The organism is Achromobacter sp. MUI-25009338 (genome assembly GCF_057359325.1).
Map to the genome: position 1 here is coordinate 3,976,627 of NZ_CM170627.1, position 18,044 is coordinate 3,994,670.

The window sequence follows — 18,044 nt, forward strand, 5'->3', positions numbered from 1 at the left end:
AGGGATCACTCGCTTTTATACAATTGTGGCGAGAATTGTACCGGCTGCGCGCACACGCGCCGCCGGTTGCGCCCCGCTTAGCCCTAACGCGCCCTGCGCCCCTCCATGTCCGATATCAGTTGTTTGTACGTCCGGCTGCCCAATTGGGTGGGCGATGTCTGCATGAGCCTGCCCAGCCTGCGCGCCCTGCACGCCAGCGGGCTGCCCCTGGTGATCTGCGCCCGCCCGTGGGCGCGCGACCTGCTCGACGGGGTGGCCAAGCAGGATTTCATCCCGATGCGGGGCAAGGTCGGCCCCGACCGCGCCGCCGTCAGCGCCCACCGGCGCGCCCTGGGCGCCCAGGGCCGGCATGCCCGCGGCCTGCTGCTGCCGGATTCGCTGTCCAGCGCCCTGGTGTTCCGGCTGGCCGGCCTGCCCTCGGCGGGCTACCGCGACGACGGCCGCAGCTTCCTGCTGCGCTGGCCGGTGACCAAGCCCGACGACTCCCTGCACGCGGTCCAGTCCTGGCATTACCTGACCCGCGAGGCCCTGAAGCGCTGGGGCCTGCCCGCCGGCCCGGCCGATCCCGGCCCGACCCTGGACCTGCCCCTGACCGCCGCGCACCGCGAGGCCGCCGCCCAGGCCCTGGAAGCCGCCGGGCTGGCCGGCCGCCGCTTCGTCCTGATCGCGCCCACCGCCACCGGCCTGCACAAGGGCAGGATCAAGGTCTGGCCGGGATTCGATACACTTACCCGCGCCCTCCAGGCCGAGGGCCATACCGTGGTAATGTGCCCCCCTCCGGCCGAAACCGAGGAGGCCCGGCGCAATGCCCCGACGGCGCAATTGCTGCCGCCGCTTTCCCTGGGCGCCTTCGCGGCGCTGACGGCCAGCGCGGCGTTGGTGATTTGCAACGATTCGGGCGTGTCCCACGTCGCCGCGGCCGCCGCCGCGCGGGAGCTGACCCTGTTCGGCGTGACCCGGCCGGGACGCACCGGCCCGTGGTCGCCGCGGGCGGTCTGCCTCGGCACGGACAACGCCTGGCCGTCGGTCGAGCAAGCCGTGCAGCAAGCCACAAGCCTGCTGCACGAGACGTAGTAATCAGGACTGTAAATGCCTCTTTCGAGTTATCTCGCGAATCTGATCATCCCCGCCAACCTGTGCATGGCCCTGGTCGCCGTGGGCCTGGTGCTGGGCCTGTTCCGGCTGCGCAAGACCGGCGGCGCGCTGATCGCGGCCGGCCTGCTGTGGGCGCTGGCCTGGTCGCTGCCGGCGACCTCGCTATGGCTGGGCGGCGCGCTGGAATCCCGCTACCCCCACCTGCCGCCCGAGCAATCCCCCACCGCCGACGCCATCGTGGTGCTGGGCGGCAACACCGCCAACGGCCGCGCCAACTGGTTCCTGCCCTACGACAAAAGCACGGCCATCGTGCGCATCGACACGGCCGCCGAACTCTATCTGGCCGGCCGCGCGCCCAAGGTGCTGCTGTCCGGCGGCGCGCTCGAGGGCGACGTGAGCGAAGCCCGCGGCATGGCCCACAACATCCGCCAGCAGGGCGTGCCGGAATCGGCGCTGATCCTGGAGAACTCCAGCCGCACCACCTACGAGAACGCCGCGCTCACCGAAGACAAGCTCAAGGCCCGCGGCATCGGCAAGATCCTGCTGGTGACCTCGGCGCTGCACATGCCGCGCGCCATGGCGGCCTTCTCCAAGCAGGGCGTGCAGGCCATCGCCGCCCCCACCCCGCCGCAGATCGTGGCGCCGGCCGACGGCTCGCTGCCGCTGTGGCTGCCCGACCAGCGCACGTTCGACGCCAGCCGCTCCATCATCAAGGAATACGCGGGCCTGTTCGTCTACTGGCTGCGCGGATGGGTCTGAGCGCGGCCCCGCTGGACTGCCGGCCCGGCTGCGGCGCCTGCTGCATCGCGCCGTCCATCACCCGCCCGATTCCCGGCATGCCCCAGGGCAAGCCGGCCGGCGTGCCCTGCGTCCAGCTGCTGCCGGACATGCGCTGCGCCATCTTCGGCCTGCCGTCGCGCCCGGATTTCTGCGGCGGCCTGCAGCCCCAGGCGGAGATGTGCGGCGCCGATCGGGGGCATGCGATCCGTTGGCTGGGGGAGTTGGAGCGGGCGACCCGGCCGGGGGGGTGATGGGTTTCGCGCGCTGAACAGTGGGTTCTTGTTCAGGAAATCTCGCGCTGCACCCAGCCTACGGTTCCTCCGTTTCCGCGTCCCGGGACGCTCGCGTGCGGAGTTTCTTCCAGAGCGTGGTTCTGGATATTCCCAGCCGTTTCGCCGCCAGGCCCATATGCCCGCCCGACTCGGAGATGGCCTGCTGGATGGCGCGCTGTTCGGCGTCCAGGCGGGTGACGGCCAGCACCGGGCTCTCGTCATTGAGTTTTCTTTCGGGAAACAGGTCGCTGGCCGACAGCGTGCGGCGGTCGGCCATGACGATGGCGCGGGCGATACGGTTGCGCATTTCGCGGATGTTGCCGGGCCAGTCGTGGGCGGCCAGGGCGGCGAGCGCGTCGTCGGCGAGCCGGACGTCGGCGGCGTTCTGTTCGCCCAGGATGGCCTGGGCCAGCGCGGCGAGCGCGCCCGGACGGTTTCTCAGCGGCGGCAGCGCGACTCGGGCGACGGCCAGCCGGTAGAACAGGTCGGCGCGCATGGCGCCCTGCGCCAGCGCCGCGTCGAGATCGCTGCAGGTGCTGGCCAGGATGCGGCAGTCGGCCCGGCGGCTGCCGGATTCGCCCAGCGGCCGGTATTCCCCGTTTTCCAGCACCCGCAGCAGGACGGCCTGCGCCTTGGGGCTGAGTTCGGCGATCTCGTCCAGATACAGCGTGCCGCCCGAGGCCTGCGAAAACAGGCCCTCGCGGGCCGCGCTGGCGCCGCTGAACGCGCCTCTGGCATGGCCGAACAGCTCGCTTTCGACCAGGTCGGAGGCCAGGGCGGCGCAATTGACGGCGACGAACGGCCCCGCGGCCTGCGCGGAGCGCCAGTGGCAATAGCGGGCCGCGCGGTCCTTGCCGGCGCCGGTTTCGCCTTCGAACAGTATCGGCAGCGCGCTCGGGGCCAGGCGTTCGAGTTCCTGCGCCAGCGCCGCGGTCGAATGGTCCAGGGCGAACGGGTTCTCCAATACCTGCGCGCCGGCGCTGTCGGGCTGCGCGGCCAGCACCGCGCGGATGCGCGCGATCAGCGTGTCGGCGTCGTACGGCTTGGTCAGGTAATCGTTGGCGCCGGCCGCGACCAGGCGCACGGCCTGGGCGATATCGCCATAGGCGGTCGCGAACACCACGGTGGTCTGCGCCAGGTACGGAATCAGGCGGCGGTACAGGTCCTCGCCCGAGCCGTCCGGCAGGCGGATGTCGGCCAGCACGAACGCCGGCCGGATGCGCGTGCGGCGGAAAATCTCCACGGCCTGCGCGCAGCTCTGCACCCACTGGGCGGCGATGCCTTCGAGCCGCAGGCGCTGCAGCAAGGCGCCGCCCAGCACCATGTCGTCCTCGATCAGCAGAACCTGGATGTCATTCACCACGGGCCTCCGGCGGTAGAAAGGGAAGGCGCACCGAAATGCGCGTGCCGGCGCGATGCCGCGTCACGCGCAGGCGCGCCTGCATGGTTTTGATGAGATCGGCGGACACCCGAAGGCCGATGCCGTCGCCGCCGGCCTGGCCGCCCCGCAAGGCCTGCATGGCGCAGGCGGGCAGGCCGGCGCCGCCGTCGCAAACGTGCAGCGCGAGCGCCTGGCCGCGCGCCCGCGCGCAGACCCGCACCTGCGCACCCGCGGGCGAGGCCGCGATGGCGTTCAGCACCAGGTTGAGCAGCAGCTGGCGCACGGTCGCGGCGGGCAGCGGCAAGGTCGCCGCCGCGTCCATCCCGTCGCAATGCAGCGCGACGCCGACGCCGCGATTGTCCGCCTGCGCGCTGACCAGCAGGCGTATGTCGGCGATGTCCTCGGCGCGCAGCAGCGCTTCGCCGGGGCGGAAGGTGCGCAGGCTCGCGTCGACCACGGCCTGCAGGGCCTGCACGCCGCGCTCGATGAAATCCAGCGACTCGTCGCGCACCTCGCGGCGTTCGCCGAACTGCCTGAGCGTCTGGACCGCGGTGCGCAGGCCGCCCAGCGGATTGCGCACTTCGTGCGCCAGCGCCGCCGACATGCGGCCAAGCACGGCTTCGCGTTCCAGGCGCGCCTGCCTTTGCGCCAGCGCTTCGCGCTCGCGCGCGCTCTGCGCCATCCAGTTGTAGGCCGCGATGAGTTCGGCCAGCTCCGGGTCCGTGGTGCGCAAGGCCATGGTCTGCGGCCGGTCCGCGCGCGCGGCGCGCAGCGCCTGGGTCAGCGAGGTGATGGGCCGCTGCAGGCGCCGCGCCATGCCGTAGCAGACCAGCGCGCCGAGCAGGCTGACGACCAGGCCGACCAGCACCAGCTCCAGGGCCAGCTCGGCGCGCTGCCGCTGGAAGTCGCCGACGTCCAGGTTGGCGACGAGGCTGCCGAGCTGCGGCCGTTCGGCGTCGAGCAGCCGCCAGGTCCACACGCCATTGGCGCCGGCGCCGAGCAAGGCGCCCGCGGGCTGCGCGATCGAGGCCAGCGGCACCGGCTCGACTTCCGGATAGCGGGCGACGTGGGCAAGCACGCGCTGGCCGGGGGCCACGACGGCGAGCGTCCTGTCGACCACGCCCAGGTGCGTGTCCAGCGCGCGGTGGAGCACCTCCACCATCTGGTCCGCGTCATTGGCCAGCACCGCCGGCAGGACCGCCGCCGAGAGTCCGTCCAGATACACCTGGCCGAGATTGTCGATCTGGCGGTCGAACTGGCGCGACAGGCCGTGCAGGGCCAGCGAGATGAGCGCGGCCGAGATCACGAGAAAAAGCAGCGAGACCGCGAGCGGAATTCTGGTGGTGAGCGGCAGGCGAAGCATGGCGGGCGGCGGCGAACGACGAAACAGGGATTATGCCGCGCCCGCAATGGCCCTTGGACATGCAAGTTTTGGCAAGCGGGACGGCGCCCGGCAAATCCCGTGCCAGCAGCGGCGCCGGCCCTTGCGCGGCCCGCGCTTGTTCACTTTCGTGAACATCGCGATGTTCACGATGTTCACGGGCGGCAACACGGCGTCGCGCCCCGCTTTCCCATTCATGGTTATCCCGGATTTTTCCGTCTGTTTGCTGAAAGCGAATTGGAAGCCGGTCTTCCTAAAGTGCCGACTACTCGGGCATGCGCGGCTGCACGCCGGAGCATGTCGTCAACAAAAAAGGGGAGCACGCCGTGGGCAGCACCATATTTTCCAGAAAGCGCGATCTGTGGGGAGGCGCGTTCATCGCGCTCTGCGGCGCGCTGACCATACTCGAAGCCACTTCATACAGCATCGGCGAACTGGCCCGCATGGGGCCGGGATACTTTCCATTCCTGGTGGGATGTTTCCTGGTCGCGCTGGGCTTGCTGATTCCGCTCGCGCCCGATCCCGACGAGCTCCAGGAAGACCTGGTCAACGACCATCTGCCGCAGCCTGCGCGGCGCGACCGTATCCGCGGCATGGCATGCATCGCCGCCGGCATCGCGCTGTTCATCGTGCTGGGCAGCTACCTGGGCTTTCTGCCGGCCACGTTCGCGCTGGTGTTCGTCTCGGCGATGGGAGACACGTCGAACTCGGTCAAATCGGCCGCCATACTGGCCACGGCGATGACGGTCTTCGGCGCCATCGTGTTTTCCTGGGGGCTGCAGCTGCAGTTCCCGATGCTGCGCTGGGGTTGAGCCATGGATCTATTCGACAACGTATTGCAAGGGTTTTCCGTCGCCTTTCAGTGGAACAACCTGCTGTGGTCCCTGTTCGGCGTGTTCATGGGCAACATGATCGGCGTGCTGCCGGGCATGGGCGTGCTCGCCGCCATTTCCATCCTGCTGCCGCTCACTTACGCCATGACGCCGGTCGCGGCGCTCATGATGCTGGCCGGCATCTATTACGGCGCGCAGTACGGCGGCGGCATCACCTGCATACTGCTGAACCTGCCGGGCACGCCTTCGCACGCCGTCACCTGTCTGGACGGCAACCCGCTGGCGCGCAAGGGCAAATCGGGATCGGCCCTGTTCATGCTGGTCATGGCTTCCTTCGTCGGCGCCAGCGCCGGCATCATGGTCATGATCCTGTTCTCGCCGCTGCTGGTCGAAGTGGCTTTCAAGTTCGGGCCGGCCGAGTATTTCTCGATGATGATGCTGGGCCTGTTCGCCGGCGCGACGCTGGCCAAGGGGTCCGCGGTCAAGGGCGTGGCCATGGTGTTCCTGGGCCTGCTGCTGGGCGTGGTGGGCACCGACGTCAACACCGGCACCATCCGCTACGCTTTCAACGTGATCGAACTCAGCGACGGCATACAGCTGGTGGCGCTGGCGATGGGGCTGTTCGGCCTGGCGGACTTCTTCGCCAACGTCAACCGCATCGGCAAGGCGACCACCGTGGGCACCCAGGTCAAGATGTCGGTGCGGCCCGAACCGGGCGACATCCGGCAATCGGCCATGCCGGTGGTGCGCGGCAGCGCCATCGGCGCCGTGCTGGGCATACTTCCCGGCACCGGCGCGACCATCGCCTCGTTCATGTCCTACGCCATCGAGAAGCGCGTGTCCAAGACGCCGCAGCGCTTCGGCAACGGCGCCATCGAAGGGATCGCGGGACCGGAAGCGGCGAACAACTCGGCCGCGCAGACCAGCTTCATTCCCACCATGAGCCTGGGGATTCCGGGCGACTCCGTCATGGCGCTGATGCTGGGCGCGCTGATCATCCACGGCATACAGCCCGGCCCGCAGATGGTGACCGAGCACGCCGACCTGTTCTGGGGCCTGATCGCCAGCTTCTGGATCGGCAACGTGCTGCTGGTGGTCATGAACCTGCCGCTGATCGGCATGTGGGCGCGCCTGTTGAAGGTGCCGTACAAGTACCTGTTTCCGTCGGCGCTGTTCTTCGTGTGCGTCGGGGTGTACAGCACCAACAACGCGCTCTTCGACGTGGGCATGGTGCTTGCCCTGGGCCTGGTCGGCTATCTGTTCCTCAAGCTGCGCTTCTCCCCTGCCCCCCTGCTGCTGGGCTTCGTGCTCGGGCCGATGGTCGAGGAGAATTTCCGCCGGGCGCTGCTGCTGTCGCGCGGGGACATGGCCATTTTCGTGGACCGCCCCATCAGCGCGGGCTTCATCTATGCCATCGGCGCGCTCGCGGTCTGGCTGATCTTTTCGGCCGTGCGCGACAAGAAGCGGGTGCGCGCGCTGGAGGCGGCGCAGGCCCGCTAGCCTCGGCAGGCCGGCGCGCAAGGGCCTGCCCGGCGCTTGCGCGCCTTGTTCTCGGGAGAAAGTCGTGGGGATTTCCGCCATCGCAAGGCCGCGCGAACAGGTCCTGATGCGCAGATTGCCATTCATCGAGTTCATGGAGCTGCTCGAATTCAGCCATCTGCGGTTCGAGCCGCCCGAGCCCGCCGCGGGCGCCGCGCTGCTCGGCACGCTGGAATGGCGCAACGGTCCGCAGCACGACGCCGGCGACACCTCCGGCATCTATGTCTGCAGCACGCTGGAGGCCCTGCGCGATGCGGTGCTGAGCCCTGAGGCCGCGGAAATCCATATCGACAGCCCGGCGCGCGGCCGCATCCGCCTGCGCGCGATCGCCCGGCATCGTTCCGCCGCCGCCAGGCCGCCCTGCATACGCGTGGACCTGAGCGCCCTGATCCGCCGCGTGCTGGTCCCGGCCGCCGCGCCCGCGCATCTGTACGACCTGGTGCGCCACGTCGTCATGACGCGGCTGTGGATCGAAGTGGCCCGGGTGTAGCCGGGCCGGCCCGTTCACCCGCGCTCGACCAGCACTTTCCGATACAGCGCCTCGTAGCGCGCCGCCACCGCTTCCCAGCTCTGCTCGCAGGCGATCGCCAGGCCGCGCTCGGCCAGCGCCGCGCGCAGCTCGGGTTCGGAACCCAGGCGCTCCAGCGCCTGCGCCAGTTGCGCGCCGTCGCGCGGGTCCTGCAGGATGAGCGCGTCCTTGCCGGCCGACAGGTACTGCGCGAAGCCGCAGTACGCCGGCGAACTGACCACCACGGGCAGGCCGTGCGACATGGCTTCCAGCGGCGCCATGCCGTAGCTGTCGTTCAGCGTGGGATGGGCGTAGATGTCGGCCGCGCTGAAATAGCGCGCCACGTCGGGCGTGGGATCGATGAGCGTGACGCGGCCTGCGATGGCGCCGGCGGCGCGCACGCGGTCGCGGGTGGGCTGGTCGGCGCCCACCACCAGCAGCCGGTAGCGCGGCGGCAGCTGGCGCAGCGCGTCGAGCAGCGCCGGCAGCCCCTTGCGCAGCGGATTGCGCGCCACCAGCAGGCAGCCGATGGTGTCGGCGTCCCAGCCCAGGCTGGCGCGGGTGTCGTCGCGCCCCTGCTTTTGCTCGGCCGTGGGCAGCTTGACGCCCGGCGCGATGATGTCCACCGGCAGCTGCGGACCGTAGCTGCGGTGCAGCTGCTCCATGATGAGGCCGGACACCGCGACCACGCGGCGCGCCGGCGCCCTGCGCACGCGCAGTTTTTCCAGCAGCAGATAGGTGGCCAGGCGCGGGCTGAGCCAGGCGGCCACGCGCTGCAGCGGCCGGGCGCGGGTCAGGCGGTTGTAGCGCACGGGCGTGACGTGCATGACCTGGATCTCGCCCGCCCAGCCGTTCATGTGCGAATGCACGATGTCGTAGCGCCCGCGGGTCAGCCGGTCGGCGCGCCAGGCGAAATACAGCACCCGCATCCAGCTGGGCAGCCAGACCGGAAAGCGCACCGGCAGGAAGGAAAACGGCAGGTCGCTATCGAAGTCGCGCGCCACCACGGAGACGTCGTGGCGCTGGCCGAGCACCCGCATCAGCTCCACGCCATAGGCTTCCGCGCCTCCGAAGCGATTGCCGAAGCGGTCGACCAGCAGCGCGATGCGTAGCCGCCGCTCAGCGGCGCCGGCGGGTGTCTTCATACCGGGTCAGACACTTCTGCAGGAATCGAACGATGTTGGTGGACCGCGCCACCGTCACCCGCGGCAGGCCGTAGGGATCGTCGCTGGCCGCCGCCAGGCCGCGCTGCGTGAGCGTGGCGTTGTCGTAGCCGGCCTCGCGCACCATGGCCCGGTGTTCCGGGCCGTGATCGCCGTAGGGATAGCAGAAGGCGGTGACCGGCGCGCCCAGCGCCTGTTCCAGTTCTTCCTTGGACTGGACGATCTGGCGCCGCGCCTCGTCGGGCGACATTTCGGGCAGATGCACGTGGTCCAGCGTGTGCGAGCCGACCTCGTTGCCGGCCTGCGCCCATTCCCGCATTTCGTTGACGGTCATGAGGGCCGAAAACGGAATGCCTTTTTGCAGGTCCCATACGTTGCCGCCGTCGAACTGGTGCGCCACGAAATAGTTGGTGGCGGTAAAGCCCAGCTCGCTCAGCACCGGCATCGCGTTGTGATGCACGTTGCGGTAGCCGTCGTCGAAGGTGATGCCGAATACCTTGCCCTGGCGCTCGCCGCGCACGTAGGGCATGACGTCCCGCATCGACAGGCCGCGATAGCCCAGCCGGCGCATCCAGCGCATCTGGCGGGCGAAGCTGGCGGGGTGTACCGTCAGCCCGCGATACGGCGTGCCCTTGGGGTTGGGCTCGCCGATCTGGTGGTACATGAGTATGGGGATAGACATAGCCCGGAATTATACGGGGACACCACGGGAAAGAGGACGGGGCAGCGCCGGCTGCCTGGTCCTGTTTTACCCCAAGGCGCGCCGGTAAACATCCAGTGTTGCGTCGGCGAAACGCGCCAGGTTGAAATCGCGCACGGCAGTCTCGCGCGCCCGGGCGCCCATGGCGCGCACGGCTTGCGGGTTGTCCAGCATGAAGCGCAGGCGCGCGGTCATGGCCGGGACGTCGCGCACCGGCACGATCCAGCCGTCCTCGCCGTCGGTGACGTTCTCGGGCAGGCCGCCGACGTCGCTGATCAGGGCCGGCAGACCCAGGCCCATGATTTCGCGGCAGGCGAAGGACAGCGCCTCGCGGTAGGACAGCACGAAGCCGGCGTCGCAGGCCGCCAGCGCCGGCCGCACGTCGTCGAGCAGGCCCGGAAAGCGGACCTGGTCGATCATGCCCAGCTCCCGCACCCGCGCGAGCTTGGCCTCGGAGGGCGGATCGCCGGCCACCATCAGCAGCACCCGCGCGCGGTCGGCCGGCGGCAGCGCCGCGGCCGCGGCCACCAGGTCCAGCCAGCCCTTGTCGTAATCGGTGCCGCCGGAACTGCCCAGCAGCAGCTTGCCCTGCCAGCCCGGCCCGAAGATGCGGTCGCGCAGTTCGTCCAGGCCGGCCGGCTCGGGCGGGGCGAAATAGTCGGTGTCGATGCCGTGGCGGATCGTGGTGATGGGATGCCTGCGGTAGGGCGAGCGCGACATCAGGCCGTGCACGTAGTCGCTGACCGCGATGCTGTGGTCGGTGGCCAGGCGAGCGCGCAGCCAGTTGCCCAGGCTGGTCACCGGGTGGTCGTTGTGCTTGGTGAAGACGATGCGCGGGCGCCGCGGCAGGGCCAGCGTGGCGAACATGACCTGCTTGTGGTCGGCCGAGCCGTTGCAGTGGATGAGGTCGAAACCGCCTTCGCGGATCAGGCGCCGCAGCTGCGCGCGCTCGCCGAAGAGCGCGGCCGGACGGGACGTATATTGCATCGGCACCGCCGTCACGCCGGCGATGGCGCGGGCCTGGCGGTAGAGCCGGCTGCCCTCGGGCGTGGCGACCGTGATCTGGTGGCTGCCCGCCAGCGCGCGGGCCAGGTTGATGATGTAGGTCACGTGGCCGCCGCCGTTGCGGCCGTGGAAGTTGGTGTAGAGGATCTTCACTTTTGCTTTTCGGCCAGGAACATCAGCTTCGAATAGCGGAAGAAGCTGCCCGCGGCCGCGGTGACGGCCAGCACCAGGCCGTGCTTGCCGTCGAGAAACCCGCGCCGGATCAGGTAGATCCGCACGAAGGTCCAGAAGCCGTGCCCCAGCGCGCCGAAGACCGACGTGCGCTTGCCCTTGGCGTACATCATGGCGGCGGCGTCCGACGAGTAGCGGTTGACCTTGGTGATGAGGGCCTCCAGGTTGTCGTACGGATAGTGCTGGAAATAGCCGCGCATCCGCAGGGGCTGGCCCTGAGCCGGCACCACCCGCTCGTGGACGGCGGCGTCCGTGAAGCGCGCCGTGCCGCGCTTGAACAGCCGCAGCACGTAGTCGGGCCACCAGCCGCTGTGGCGGATGTCGCGGCCGCAGAAATTCGACAGGCGCGCGATCTCGTAGGCGTCGGCCCGCGGGGCGCGCAGCGCTTCCTGGATTTCCCGGCCCAGCTCCGGCGTCACGCGTTCGTCGGCGTCGATGGACAGTATCCAATCCCCCGTCGCCAGGTCCAGCGCGCGGTTCTTCTGGGGCCCAAAACCCGGCCAGTCCGACGTGATTTCCACGCGCGCGCCCAGCGCCTGCGCCAGTTCCACGGTGCCGTCGGTGCTGCCCGAGTCGACCACGATGAACTCGTCGGCGAAGGCCACGGACTTGAGGCAGGCGGCGATATTGGCCGCTTCGTTCTTGGTGATGATGATGACGGATAGCTTCATCGGCGATTCCTAAGACGCTTTTTCCAGGCCTTCCAGGCATGGAAGCGCGGCCCCCAGAAAGGGTCGCGCGACAGCCAGATGCGCCGGTTCAGCCAGCTTCCGCCCTGGTTGCGCACCGCGAAACGGTAGATGTGCTCGGGGTCTGCGCCGGGCGCGTTCTGGCCGAAAGGGTCGGTAGTGTACAGGTGGCGGAATCCGGCCTGGCGGGCCGCGGCCACGTAGTCGTCGTCGAAATAGCCTTGCGGCCAGCAGAGGTGGTCGCTGACCGAGCCCAGCCGGCGCATCAGCGTGTCGCGCGAGTCCTGCAGTTCCTGGGCGATGCGCGCGCGCTTGGCCTCGATGTCCGCGCCGCAGACCTTGTCCCAGCGGGTGTGGGTGTGGGTATGCGAATGGAATTCGAAGGTGCCGGCGGCCTGCATGGCCTCGATCTCGCTCCAGCGCAGCATGGCTTCGTCGGCCCGCCCCGCCGCCACCAGCTGCTTGCAGGCGTCGTGATCCGGGGTGGCGGGCAAGGGGCCGCCCTGCCCGGCGTGCGGGCGCACCGGGCCGTCGCCGATCCAGCCCGTGATGGTGAAGAGCAGCGCGCGCATGCCGTGGCGCGCCAGCACCGGATGCGCATGCACCCAGTTGTTCAGGTAGCCGTCGTCGAAGGTGATGAGCACCGACCGCTCGGGCGCCTCGCCGCCGGCCAGGTAGGCCGCGAACTGCGCGGCCGACAGCGACTGGTAGCCGGCGCGCGCCAGGCGCGCGATCTGCGCCTCGAATACGTCGGGCGTCGCCGCGATCATGCCGCCGGCCGGCGTGACGTGGTGGTACATCAGCACCGGAACGTTGGGCGCGTTCATCCGGCGCGCTCCGCCAGCCATCGGGTGTAGACGGCCTCGGTGGTTTCGGCCAGGCGCGCGGGCGAGAACACGCCCTCGTCCCAGACCATTCTGCGTCCGGCCTCGCCCATGCGGCGGCGCAGGCCGGCGTCGTCGATCAGGCGCACCAGCGCGGCGCTCAGGGCCTCGGGGTCCTTGGGCGGCACCAGAATGCCGGTCTCGCCGTCGCGGAACATCTCGGACACGCCGCCGACGTCGGTGCCGATGACGGGCAGGCCGCTGGCCTGCGCCTCGACGTACACCGTGCCGGACGCTTCCTGCTGGGTGGCCAGCGCGAACAGGTCGAAGCCGGCCAGCAGGTTGGGCACGTCGCGCCGCATGCCCATCAGGTGGATGCGGTCCTGCAGCCCCAGTTCCACCACATAGGCCTGGGTCTGCTCGAACACGGGCGAGCCGCCGCCGACGAACACCAGGTGCAGCTTGGGGCGGCTGGCCATCAGCGGCGCGATCGCGTCGATCAGGTCCTTGTGGCCCTTGGTGGCGCGCATCACGGCCACACAGCCGACCACGATGTCGTCATCGGCCAGGCCCAGCTCCTCGCGCAGCGTGGAACGCTCGACCGGCGGCGGCAGCACGATGGGCGAATAGACCGTGGCCACTTTCTCGGCGGGCACGCCGCGCTCGATGAGGTGCTGGCGCACGTGGTCGCTGACCGTGGTGACGCGGTGCGGCAGGCGGGTATAGGACCACAGCGAGCCGACCTTGTTGGACAAGTGGCGGGTGCGCACGATGAGCGGGGTGCCGGCCAGCCGGGCCGCGGCCGCGGCGATCACCGTGTCGCGCCGGCTGTGCGTGTTGAGCACGTCGAACCGGCCCTCGCGCAGGATGCCGCGGATGGTGGCCACGCCCTTGATGTAGTTGGCCACGCCGTCCATTTCCAGCGTGTGCACGGCGAAGCCCGCTTCCGACAGGCGTTCGGCCAGCAGCGCCTGGGGCTGGCAGATGGCCTCCATGTGGTGGCCGCGCGCGCGCATGGCGGTCATTTCCTTGAAGATCCGCCCTTCCTGGCCGCCGAAGCTGGTGGCGGCCTCCGAGTGAACAATACGCAGGGGCATCAGTAGGTCACCTCCACCCCGTCGGGCTTGGTCCATTCGTTGAGGTTCGCCAGCAAGGTGTCGGCCATGCGGACGCGCCATTCTTCGCCCAGCCGGACCGTGCACAGGAAATTGTTCTTGGAGTAGACGATGTCCACCGGCACGCCGGGAATGCCGTTCTCGGGCTCGGCGCGGAACGGGTTCAGCATCTGGCGCAGGCGCGCGGCGTCGGCGCTGCCGTTGAGCTTGACGCGCAACGACTTGGCGCGGGCCTCGCGGGCCAGCTGCAGGTCGTAGAGCTGCTCGGCAACGATGCGCATGCCGCCGGAGTAATCGTCGTTGCTGACCTTGCCCTGCACGATGACGAGCTGGTCTTCGCGCAGGCGGTTGCGGTGCTTTTCGTAGAGTTCGTTGAAGACCGAGATCTCGACCTGCGCGGTGCCGTCGTCGAGCACGGCGAACACCATCTTGCCGCGCCGCGTCATCATGACGCGCACGCTGGCCAGCACGCCGCACATCCATTGCAGGTCGCGCTGCGGCTCGACGCGGGCCAGCTGCATCGGCACGATGCGGCGCACTTCGTCGCGCCAGTGATCGAACAGGTGGCCGCTGTAGTAGTAGCCCAGCGCGGTCTTTTCCTCGGTGAGCTTCTTGTGCAGGTCCCAGGGCGCGACCTTGGCCAGTTCGCCGGCCACCACGTCGCTGCTGTCGTCGCCGAAGAGCGAGGCCTGGTTGGCGCTGCGCGCGGCCTGCTCGGCCGCCTCCATGGCGGTGGGCACCGAGGCCAGCATGGCCGCGCGGTTGGGCTCGATGGTGTCGAACGCGCCGGCCTTGATCAGCGCTTCGATGGTGCGCCGGTTGACCGCGTGCTTGCTGACGCGGCGGCAGAAGTCGAACAGGTTCTGGAACGGGCCGCCTTCCTTGCGCGCGCGCAGGATGTCCTCGACCGCGCCCTGCCCGGTGCCCTTGACCGCCCCCAGGCCGTAGCGCATGGTGCGCGGCGGCTTGCCGTTCTTGGTGTGCTTGTCGGCCACCGGCTCGAAGCGGTAGCCCGAGAAGTTGACGTCCGGCGGCAGCACTTCGACGCCGTTTTCCTGGGCGTCGCGGCAGAAGGTCTGGACCTTGTCGGTGTCGTCCATGTCGGAGGACATGGTGGCGGCCAGGAACTCGGTGGGATGGTAGGCCTTGAGCCAGGCCGTCTGGTAGGAAATCAGCGCGTACGCGGCCGAGTGCGACTTGTTGAAGCCGTAGCCCGCGAACTTCTCCATCAGGTCGAACAGCTTGACCGCCAGGTCCGGATCGTGGCCTTTTTCCTTGGCGCCTTTCTCGAACAGTTCGCGGTGCTTGGCCATTTCCTCGGGCTTTTTCTTGCCCATGGCGCGGCGCAGCAGGTCGGCGCCGCCCAGCGAATAGCCGCCGATGATCTGCGAGATCAGCATCACCTGTTCCTGGTAGACGATGACCCCGTAGGTGCTCTTGAGGGTCGCTTCCAGGTCCGGGTGGAAATAGTCCACGGCCGCGCGGCCGTGCTTGCGGTTGACGAAGTCGTCCACCATGCCGGATTCGAGCGGCCCCGGACGGTACAGGGCCAGCATGGCGATGATGTCTTCGAAGGTGTTGGGCCGCAGCTTCTTGAGCAGCTCCTTCATGCCGCGCGATTCCAGCTGGAACACGGCGGTGGTGTTGGCGTCGCACAGGATCTTGTAGGCCGCCGGATCGTCCAGCGCCAGCGCCATCACGTCGAAGTCGCGCTTGTCCTCGTTGAACTGGCGCACGTAGCGCACGGCCCAGTCCAGGATGGTCAGGTTGCGCAGGCCCAGGAAGTCGAACTTCACCAGGCCGGCGGCCTCGACGTCGTCCTTGTCGAACTGCGAGACGGCGCTGTTCTCCTGGCCCGGCTGGCAGTACAGCGGGCAGAAGTCGGTGAGCTTGCCGGGCGCGATCAGCACACCGCCGGCGTGCATGCCGATGTTGCGGGTCAGGCCTTCGAGCGGCTGGGCCAGGTCGACCAGCGCGCGCACTTCCTCTTCCTGGTCGTAGCGGTCCTTGAAGGCGGGCTCTTCCTTCAGGGTGCGTTCGAGCGACCAGGGGTCCATCGGGTTGAACGGGATCAGCTTGGACAGGCCGTCGCAGAACATATAGGGCATGTCCAGCACGCGGCCCGCGTCGCGCACCACGGCCTTGGCGCCCAGCGTGCCGAACGTGGCGATCTGGCTGACGGCGGCGCGGCCGTATTTTTCCTTGACGTAGTCGATGACCCGTTCGCGGTTGTCCTGGCAGAAGTCGATATCGAAGTCGGGCATGGAGACCCGCTCGGGATTCAGGAAGCGCTCGAACAGCAGGTCATAGCGGATCGGGTCCAGGTCGGTGATGCCCAGCGCGTAGGCCACCAGCGAGCCGGCGCCCGAGCCCCGCCCCGGCCCCACCGGCACGCCGTTGTTCTTGCCCCAGTTGATGAAGTCCTGCACGATCAGGAAGTAGCCGGGAAAGCCCATCTGGATGATGGTCTTGCACTCCCAGCGCAGGCGTTCGTAGTACTGCTCGCGCTTGGACTCGCGTTCGGCGTCGTCGGGGAACAGGAAGCGCAGGCGCTTTTCCAGGCCCTCTTCCGACAACTGCACCAGGTAGTCGTCCAGCGACACGCCTTCGGGCGTGGGGAAATTGGGCAGGCGCGGCTTGCCCAGCACCAGGCTGAGGTTGCAGCGCTTGGCGATTTCCACCGTGTTGGCCAGCGCCGAGGGCACGTCGGCGAAGCGCCGCGCCATTTCCTCGGAGCTGAGCAGGTACTGCTCTTTGCTGAAGCGGCGCACGCGGCGCGGATTGGCCAGGATCTCGCCTTCGGCGATACAGACCCGGGCCTCGTGCGCCTGGAATTCGGATGCATCCAGGAACTGCACCGGATGCGTGGCCACCACCGGCAGGCCGGCCTCGGAGGCAAGCCGCATTGCGGCCTGGGTATAGGCCTCGTCGCCGTCCATGCCGGCGCGCTGCAGTTCGATGTAATAGCTGCCCGGGAACAGGTGCGCCCACTGGCGCGCCAGCGCCAGCGCCGAGACCGCGTTGCCGGCCTCCAGCGCCTGGCCCACGTCGCCCGCGCGCCCGCCCGACAGGGCGATCAGCCCTTCCTGGCCCTGCAGCCATTCGCGCCGGATTTCCGCGCGGCCCTTGCCCTGGTTGGTCAGGAAGGCCTTGGTGAGCAGTTCGCAGAGGTTGAGATAACCCTTGTGGTTGCGCACCAGCAGCAGCAGGCGGAAAGGCTTGGCGGGATCGTCGTCGTTGGACAGCCACACGTCGCAGCCCGCGATGGGCTTGACGCCCGCGCCGCGCGCGCCCTTGTAGAACTTGATCAGGCCGAACAGGTTCGACAGATCGGTCAGGGCGACGGCGGGCTGGCCCAGCTTGGCCACGCGCTTGATGAGGTCGGGGATGCGCACGATGCCGTCCACGACCGAGAACTCGGAGTGAACGCGCAGATGAACAAATGGGGACGGGTTTGTTACGGCTTCGGACATAGGCGGAATTGTACCGGTCAAAGCCCCTGCGCCGGGCGCCGCGAAACGGGGCGTCGGCGGCCGCCTGTGTAACAATAGCCCCTGTCCCCGCTCCACCGATTGCTGCACGAGATTCACGTATGAAATGGCTAATTCCCGGGATATGGCTGGCCGCCATCCTGTTTGCGCACTTCCGCGGCCGCGTCAGGCTGCCGCTGGGCCGGCAGATGCTCGATCACTCCGTCCTGCTGGCCCCGGTCAACGCCTTCATGGTGCTGGCCTCGCGCGTGCCGCCCACCCCCTACCTGACCACCAGCGAGATCGCCGAGCTCAAGGTGCTGGACGACAACTGGGAGACCATCCGCGAGGAAGCTATGCAGATGGCCGAGCTGCGCCGCATCAAGGCCGCCGACGCGCACAACGACATCGGCTTCAATTCCTTCTTCAAATACGGCTGGAAGCGCTTCTACCTGAAGTGGTATGACGCGCGCCACCCCTCGGCCGAGGAGCTCTGCCCCAAGACGGTCGCCATCCTGAAGACCCTGCCCAAGGTCAAGGCCGCCATGTTCGCGGAACTGCCGCCCGGCGGCCAGCTCAACCGCCACCGCGACCCGTTCGCCGGCTCGCTGCGCTACCACCTGGGCCTGGTCACGCCCAACGACGACCGCTGCCACATCATCGTCGACGGCGAGCCCTACAGCTGGCGCGACGGCGAAAGCGTGGTGTTCGACGAAACCTATGTGCACGAGGCTTACAACCGCAGCGAACAGAACCGCATCATCCTGTTCTGCGACGTGGAGCGTCCGCTGAAGTGGCGCTGGGCCGAAGCCTTCAACCGCTGGTTCGGCCGGGTCGTGATGTCGGCGGCCAGCTCGCCCAACGACGGCGGCGACCAGACCGGCGCAATCAACAAGCTGACGCACGCGCACTGGGTCATCGACCAGAAGCGCAAGGCCTTCAAGGCCTGGAACCGCACGGTCTACAAGGCCACCAAGTTCGGCTTGATCGCCCTGGTCATCGTGGGCTTCCTGGCGCTGTAGTAATCGCCCGCGGGCGCCGGAACTCCCCGGCGCCCG

At 68.9% G+C, this 18,044-nt stretch carries 16 protein-coding genes; 7 read left to right on the forward strand and 9 right to left on the reverse strand.

From position 1 onward, the window contains the following. The first annotated feature begins 105 nt into the window (after positions 1 to 105). Genes AC1IQ6_RS18870 through AC1IQ6_RS18880 form a run of 3 tightly spaced genes read left to right on the forward strand, consistent with a single transcriptional unit; the run spans position 106 to position 2,126 of the window. Positions 106 to 1,074, forward strand: coding sequence for a glycosyltransferase family 9 protein (locus AC1IQ6_RS18870; protein WP_102774576.1), 969 nt, complete (start codon positions 106 to 108; stop codon positions 1,072 to 1,074). A 15-nt stretch (positions 1,075 to 1,089) separates the two neighbouring features. Beyond that, positions 1,090 to 1,854, forward strand: coding sequence for a YdcF family protein (locus AC1IQ6_RS18875; protein ID WP_102774577.1), 765 nt, complete (start codon positions 1,090 to 1,092; stop codon positions 1,852 to 1,854). Then, positions 1,845 to 2,126, forward strand: coding sequence for a YkgJ family cysteine cluster protein (locus tag AC1IQ6_RS18880; protein WP_485865160.1), 282 nt, complete (start codon positions 1,845 to 1,847; stop codon positions 2,124 to 2,126). Before AC1IQ6_RS18875 ends, AC1IQ6_RS18880 begins: the two co-directional genes overlap by 10 nt. 58 nt (positions 2,127 to 2,184) lie before the next feature. Here AC1IQ6_RS18880 and AC1IQ6_RS18885 read toward each other — a convergent pair whose 3' ends face one another. Beyond that, complete coding sequence (locus tag AC1IQ6_RS18885) at positions 2,185 to 3,507, reverse strand: sigma-54-dependent transcriptional regulator (RefSeq protein ID WP_485865161.1); 1,323 nt, start codon at positions 3,505 to 3,507, stop codon at positions 2,185 to 2,187. Next, complete coding sequence (locus tag AC1IQ6_RS18890) at positions 3,500 to 4,891, reverse strand: ATP-binding protein (protein WP_485865162.1); 1,392 nt, start codon at positions 4,889 to 4,891, stop codon at positions 3,500 to 3,502. Before AC1IQ6_RS18890 ends, AC1IQ6_RS18885 begins: the two co-directional genes overlap by 8 nt. A gap of 344 nt (positions 4,892 to 5,235) precedes the next feature. On the opposite strand from AC1IQ6_RS18890, the gene AC1IQ6_RS18895 reads away from it, so the two are divergent. From AC1IQ6_RS18895 to AC1IQ6_RS18905, 3 genes are all read left to right on the forward strand, one after another. Further along, positions 5,236 to 5,721, forward strand: a complete 486-nt coding sequence (locus tag AC1IQ6_RS18895; RefSeq protein ID WP_246842553.1) for a tripartite tricarboxylate transporter TctB family protein — start codon at positions 5,236 to 5,238, stop codon at positions 5,719 to 5,721. Between the two features lie 3 nt (positions 5,722 to 5,724). Beyond that, positions 5,725 to 7,242, forward strand: coding sequence for a tripartite tricarboxylate transporter permease (locus AC1IQ6_RS18900; RefSeq protein ID WP_102774582.1), 1,518 nt, complete (start codon positions 5,725 to 5,727; stop codon positions 7,240 to 7,242). A 106-nt stretch (positions 7,243 to 7,348) separates the two neighbouring features. Beyond that, positions 7,349 to 7,771 (forward strand): hypothetical protein, encoded by a 423-nt coding sequence (locus AC1IQ6_RS18905; RefSeq protein WP_485865163.1) that lies wholly within the window; start codon positions 7,349 to 7,351, stop codon positions 7,769 to 7,771. A 14-nt stretch (positions 7,772 to 7,785) separates the two neighbouring features. On the opposite strand, the gene AC1IQ6_RS18910 is transcribed toward AC1IQ6_RS18905, so the two are convergent. The 7 genes from AC1IQ6_RS18910 to dnaE form a co-directional block, all read right to left on the reverse strand. Then, entirely contained in the window at positions 7,786 to 8,934 is a 1,149-nt protein-coding gene (locus AC1IQ6_RS18910) for a glycosyltransferase family 4 protein (protein WP_485865164.1), read from the reverse strand. After that, complete coding sequence (locus tag AC1IQ6_RS18915) at positions 8,909 to 9,634, reverse strand: polysaccharide deacetylase family protein (RefSeq protein WP_102774584.1); 726 nt, start codon at positions 9,632 to 9,634, stop codon at positions 8,909 to 8,911. Before AC1IQ6_RS18915 ends, AC1IQ6_RS18910 begins: the two co-directional genes overlap by 26 nt. A 66-nt stretch (positions 9,635 to 9,700) precedes the next feature. Continuing rightward, the gene (locus AC1IQ6_RS18920) at positions 9,701 to 10,810 is read right to left on the reverse strand and encodes a glycosyltransferase (RefSeq protein ID WP_485865165.1); all 1,110 of its coding nucleotides are present in this window, start codon (positions 10,808 to 10,810) and stop codon (positions 9,701 to 9,703) included. Next, entirely contained in the window at positions 10,807 to 11,559 is a 753-nt protein-coding gene (locus AC1IQ6_RS18925; RefSeq protein ID WP_485865166.1) for a glycosyltransferase family 2 protein, read from the reverse strand. The genes AC1IQ6_RS18920 and AC1IQ6_RS18925 overlap by 4 nt, the downstream gene beginning before the upstream one ends. Continuing rightward, entirely contained in the window at positions 11,556 to 12,404 is an 849-nt protein-coding gene (locus tag AC1IQ6_RS18930) for a polysaccharide deacetylase family protein (RefSeq protein ID WP_209166497.1), read from the reverse strand. The genes AC1IQ6_RS18925 and AC1IQ6_RS18930 overlap by 4 nt, the downstream gene beginning before the upstream one ends. Then, positions 12,401 to 13,501 carry a glycosyltransferase family 4 protein gene (locus tag AC1IQ6_RS18935; protein WP_102774934.1) on the reverse strand — a complete coding sequence of 367 codons (1,101 nt, stop codon included), beginning with the start codon at positions 13,499 to 13,501 and terminating at the stop codon, positions 12,401 to 12,403. The genes AC1IQ6_RS18930 and AC1IQ6_RS18935 overlap by 4 nt, the downstream gene beginning before the upstream one ends. Beyond that, on the reverse strand, positions 13,498 to 16,989 hold the full coding sequence (gene dnaE, locus AC1IQ6_RS18940; RefSeq protein ID WP_102774588.1) for a DNA polymerase III subunit alpha: 3,492 nt from the start codon (positions 16,987 to 16,989) through the stop codon (positions 13,498 to 13,500). The genes AC1IQ6_RS18935 and dnaE overlap by 4 nt, the downstream gene beginning before the upstream one ends. Positions 16,990 to 17,108: 119 nt before the next feature. Here dnaE and lpxO point away from each other — a divergent pair, with 119 nt between their 5' ends. Then, positions 17,109 to 18,008, forward strand: coding sequence for a lipid A hydroxylase LpxO (lpxO, locus tag AC1IQ6_RS18945; protein ID WP_111827066.1), 900 nt, complete (start codon positions 17,109 to 17,111; stop codon positions 18,006 to 18,008). Positions 18,009 to 18,044: the final 36 nt, after the last annotated feature.

What these genes read in the sequence shown, in the direction of transcription:
- AC1IQ6_RS18875 (WP_102774577.1), top strand. Translation starts at nt 1,090, where the DNA reads ATGCCTCTTTCGAGTTATCTCGCGAATCTGATCATCCCCGCCAACCTG.
- dnaE (WP_102774588.1), bottom strand. Translation starts at nt 16,989, where the DNA reads ATGTCCGAAGCCGTAACAAACCCGTCCCCATTTGTTCATCTGCGCGTT.
- AC1IQ6_RS18925 (WP_485865166.1), bottom strand. Translation starts at nt 11,559, where the DNA reads ATGAAGCTATCCGTCATCATCATCACCAAGAACGAAGCGGCCAATATC.
- AC1IQ6_RS18870 (WP_102774576.1), top strand. Translation starts at nt 106, where the DNA reads ATGTCCGATATCAGTTGTTTGTACGTCCGGCTGCCCAATTGGGTGGGC.
- AC1IQ6_RS18880 (WP_485865160.1), top strand. Translation starts at nt 1,845, where the DNA reads ATGGGTCTGAGCGCGGCCCCGCTGGACTGCCGGCCCGGCTGCGGCGCC.
- AC1IQ6_RS18915 (WP_102774584.1), bottom strand. Translation starts at nt 9,634, where the DNA reads ATGTCTATCCCCATACTCATGTACCACCAGATCGGCGAGCCCAACCCC.
- AC1IQ6_RS18900 (WP_102774582.1), top strand. Translation starts at nt 5,725, where the DNA reads ATGGATCTATTCGACAACGTATTGCAAGGGTTTTCCGTCGCCTTTCAG.
- AC1IQ6_RS18905 (WP_485865163.1), top strand. Translation starts at nt 7,349, where the DNA reads ATGCGCAGATTGCCATTCATCGAGTTCATGGAGCTGCTCGAATTCAGC.
- AC1IQ6_RS18930 (WP_209166497.1), bottom strand. Translation starts at nt 12,404, where the DNA reads ATGAACGCGCCCAACGTTCCGGTGCTGATGTACCACCACGTCACGCCG.
- lpxO (WP_111827066.1), top strand. Translation starts at nt 17,109, where the DNA reads ATGAAATGGCTAATTCCCGGGATATGGCTGGCCGCCATCCTGTTTGCG.
- AC1IQ6_RS18890 (WP_485865162.1), bottom strand. Translation starts at nt 4,891, where the DNA reads ATGCTTCGCCTGCCGCTCACCACCAGAATTCCGCTCGCGGTCTCGCTG.
- AC1IQ6_RS18910 (WP_485865164.1), bottom strand. Translation starts at nt 8,934, where the DNA reads ATGAAGACACCCGCCGGCGCCGCTGAGCGGCGGCTACGCATCGCGCTG.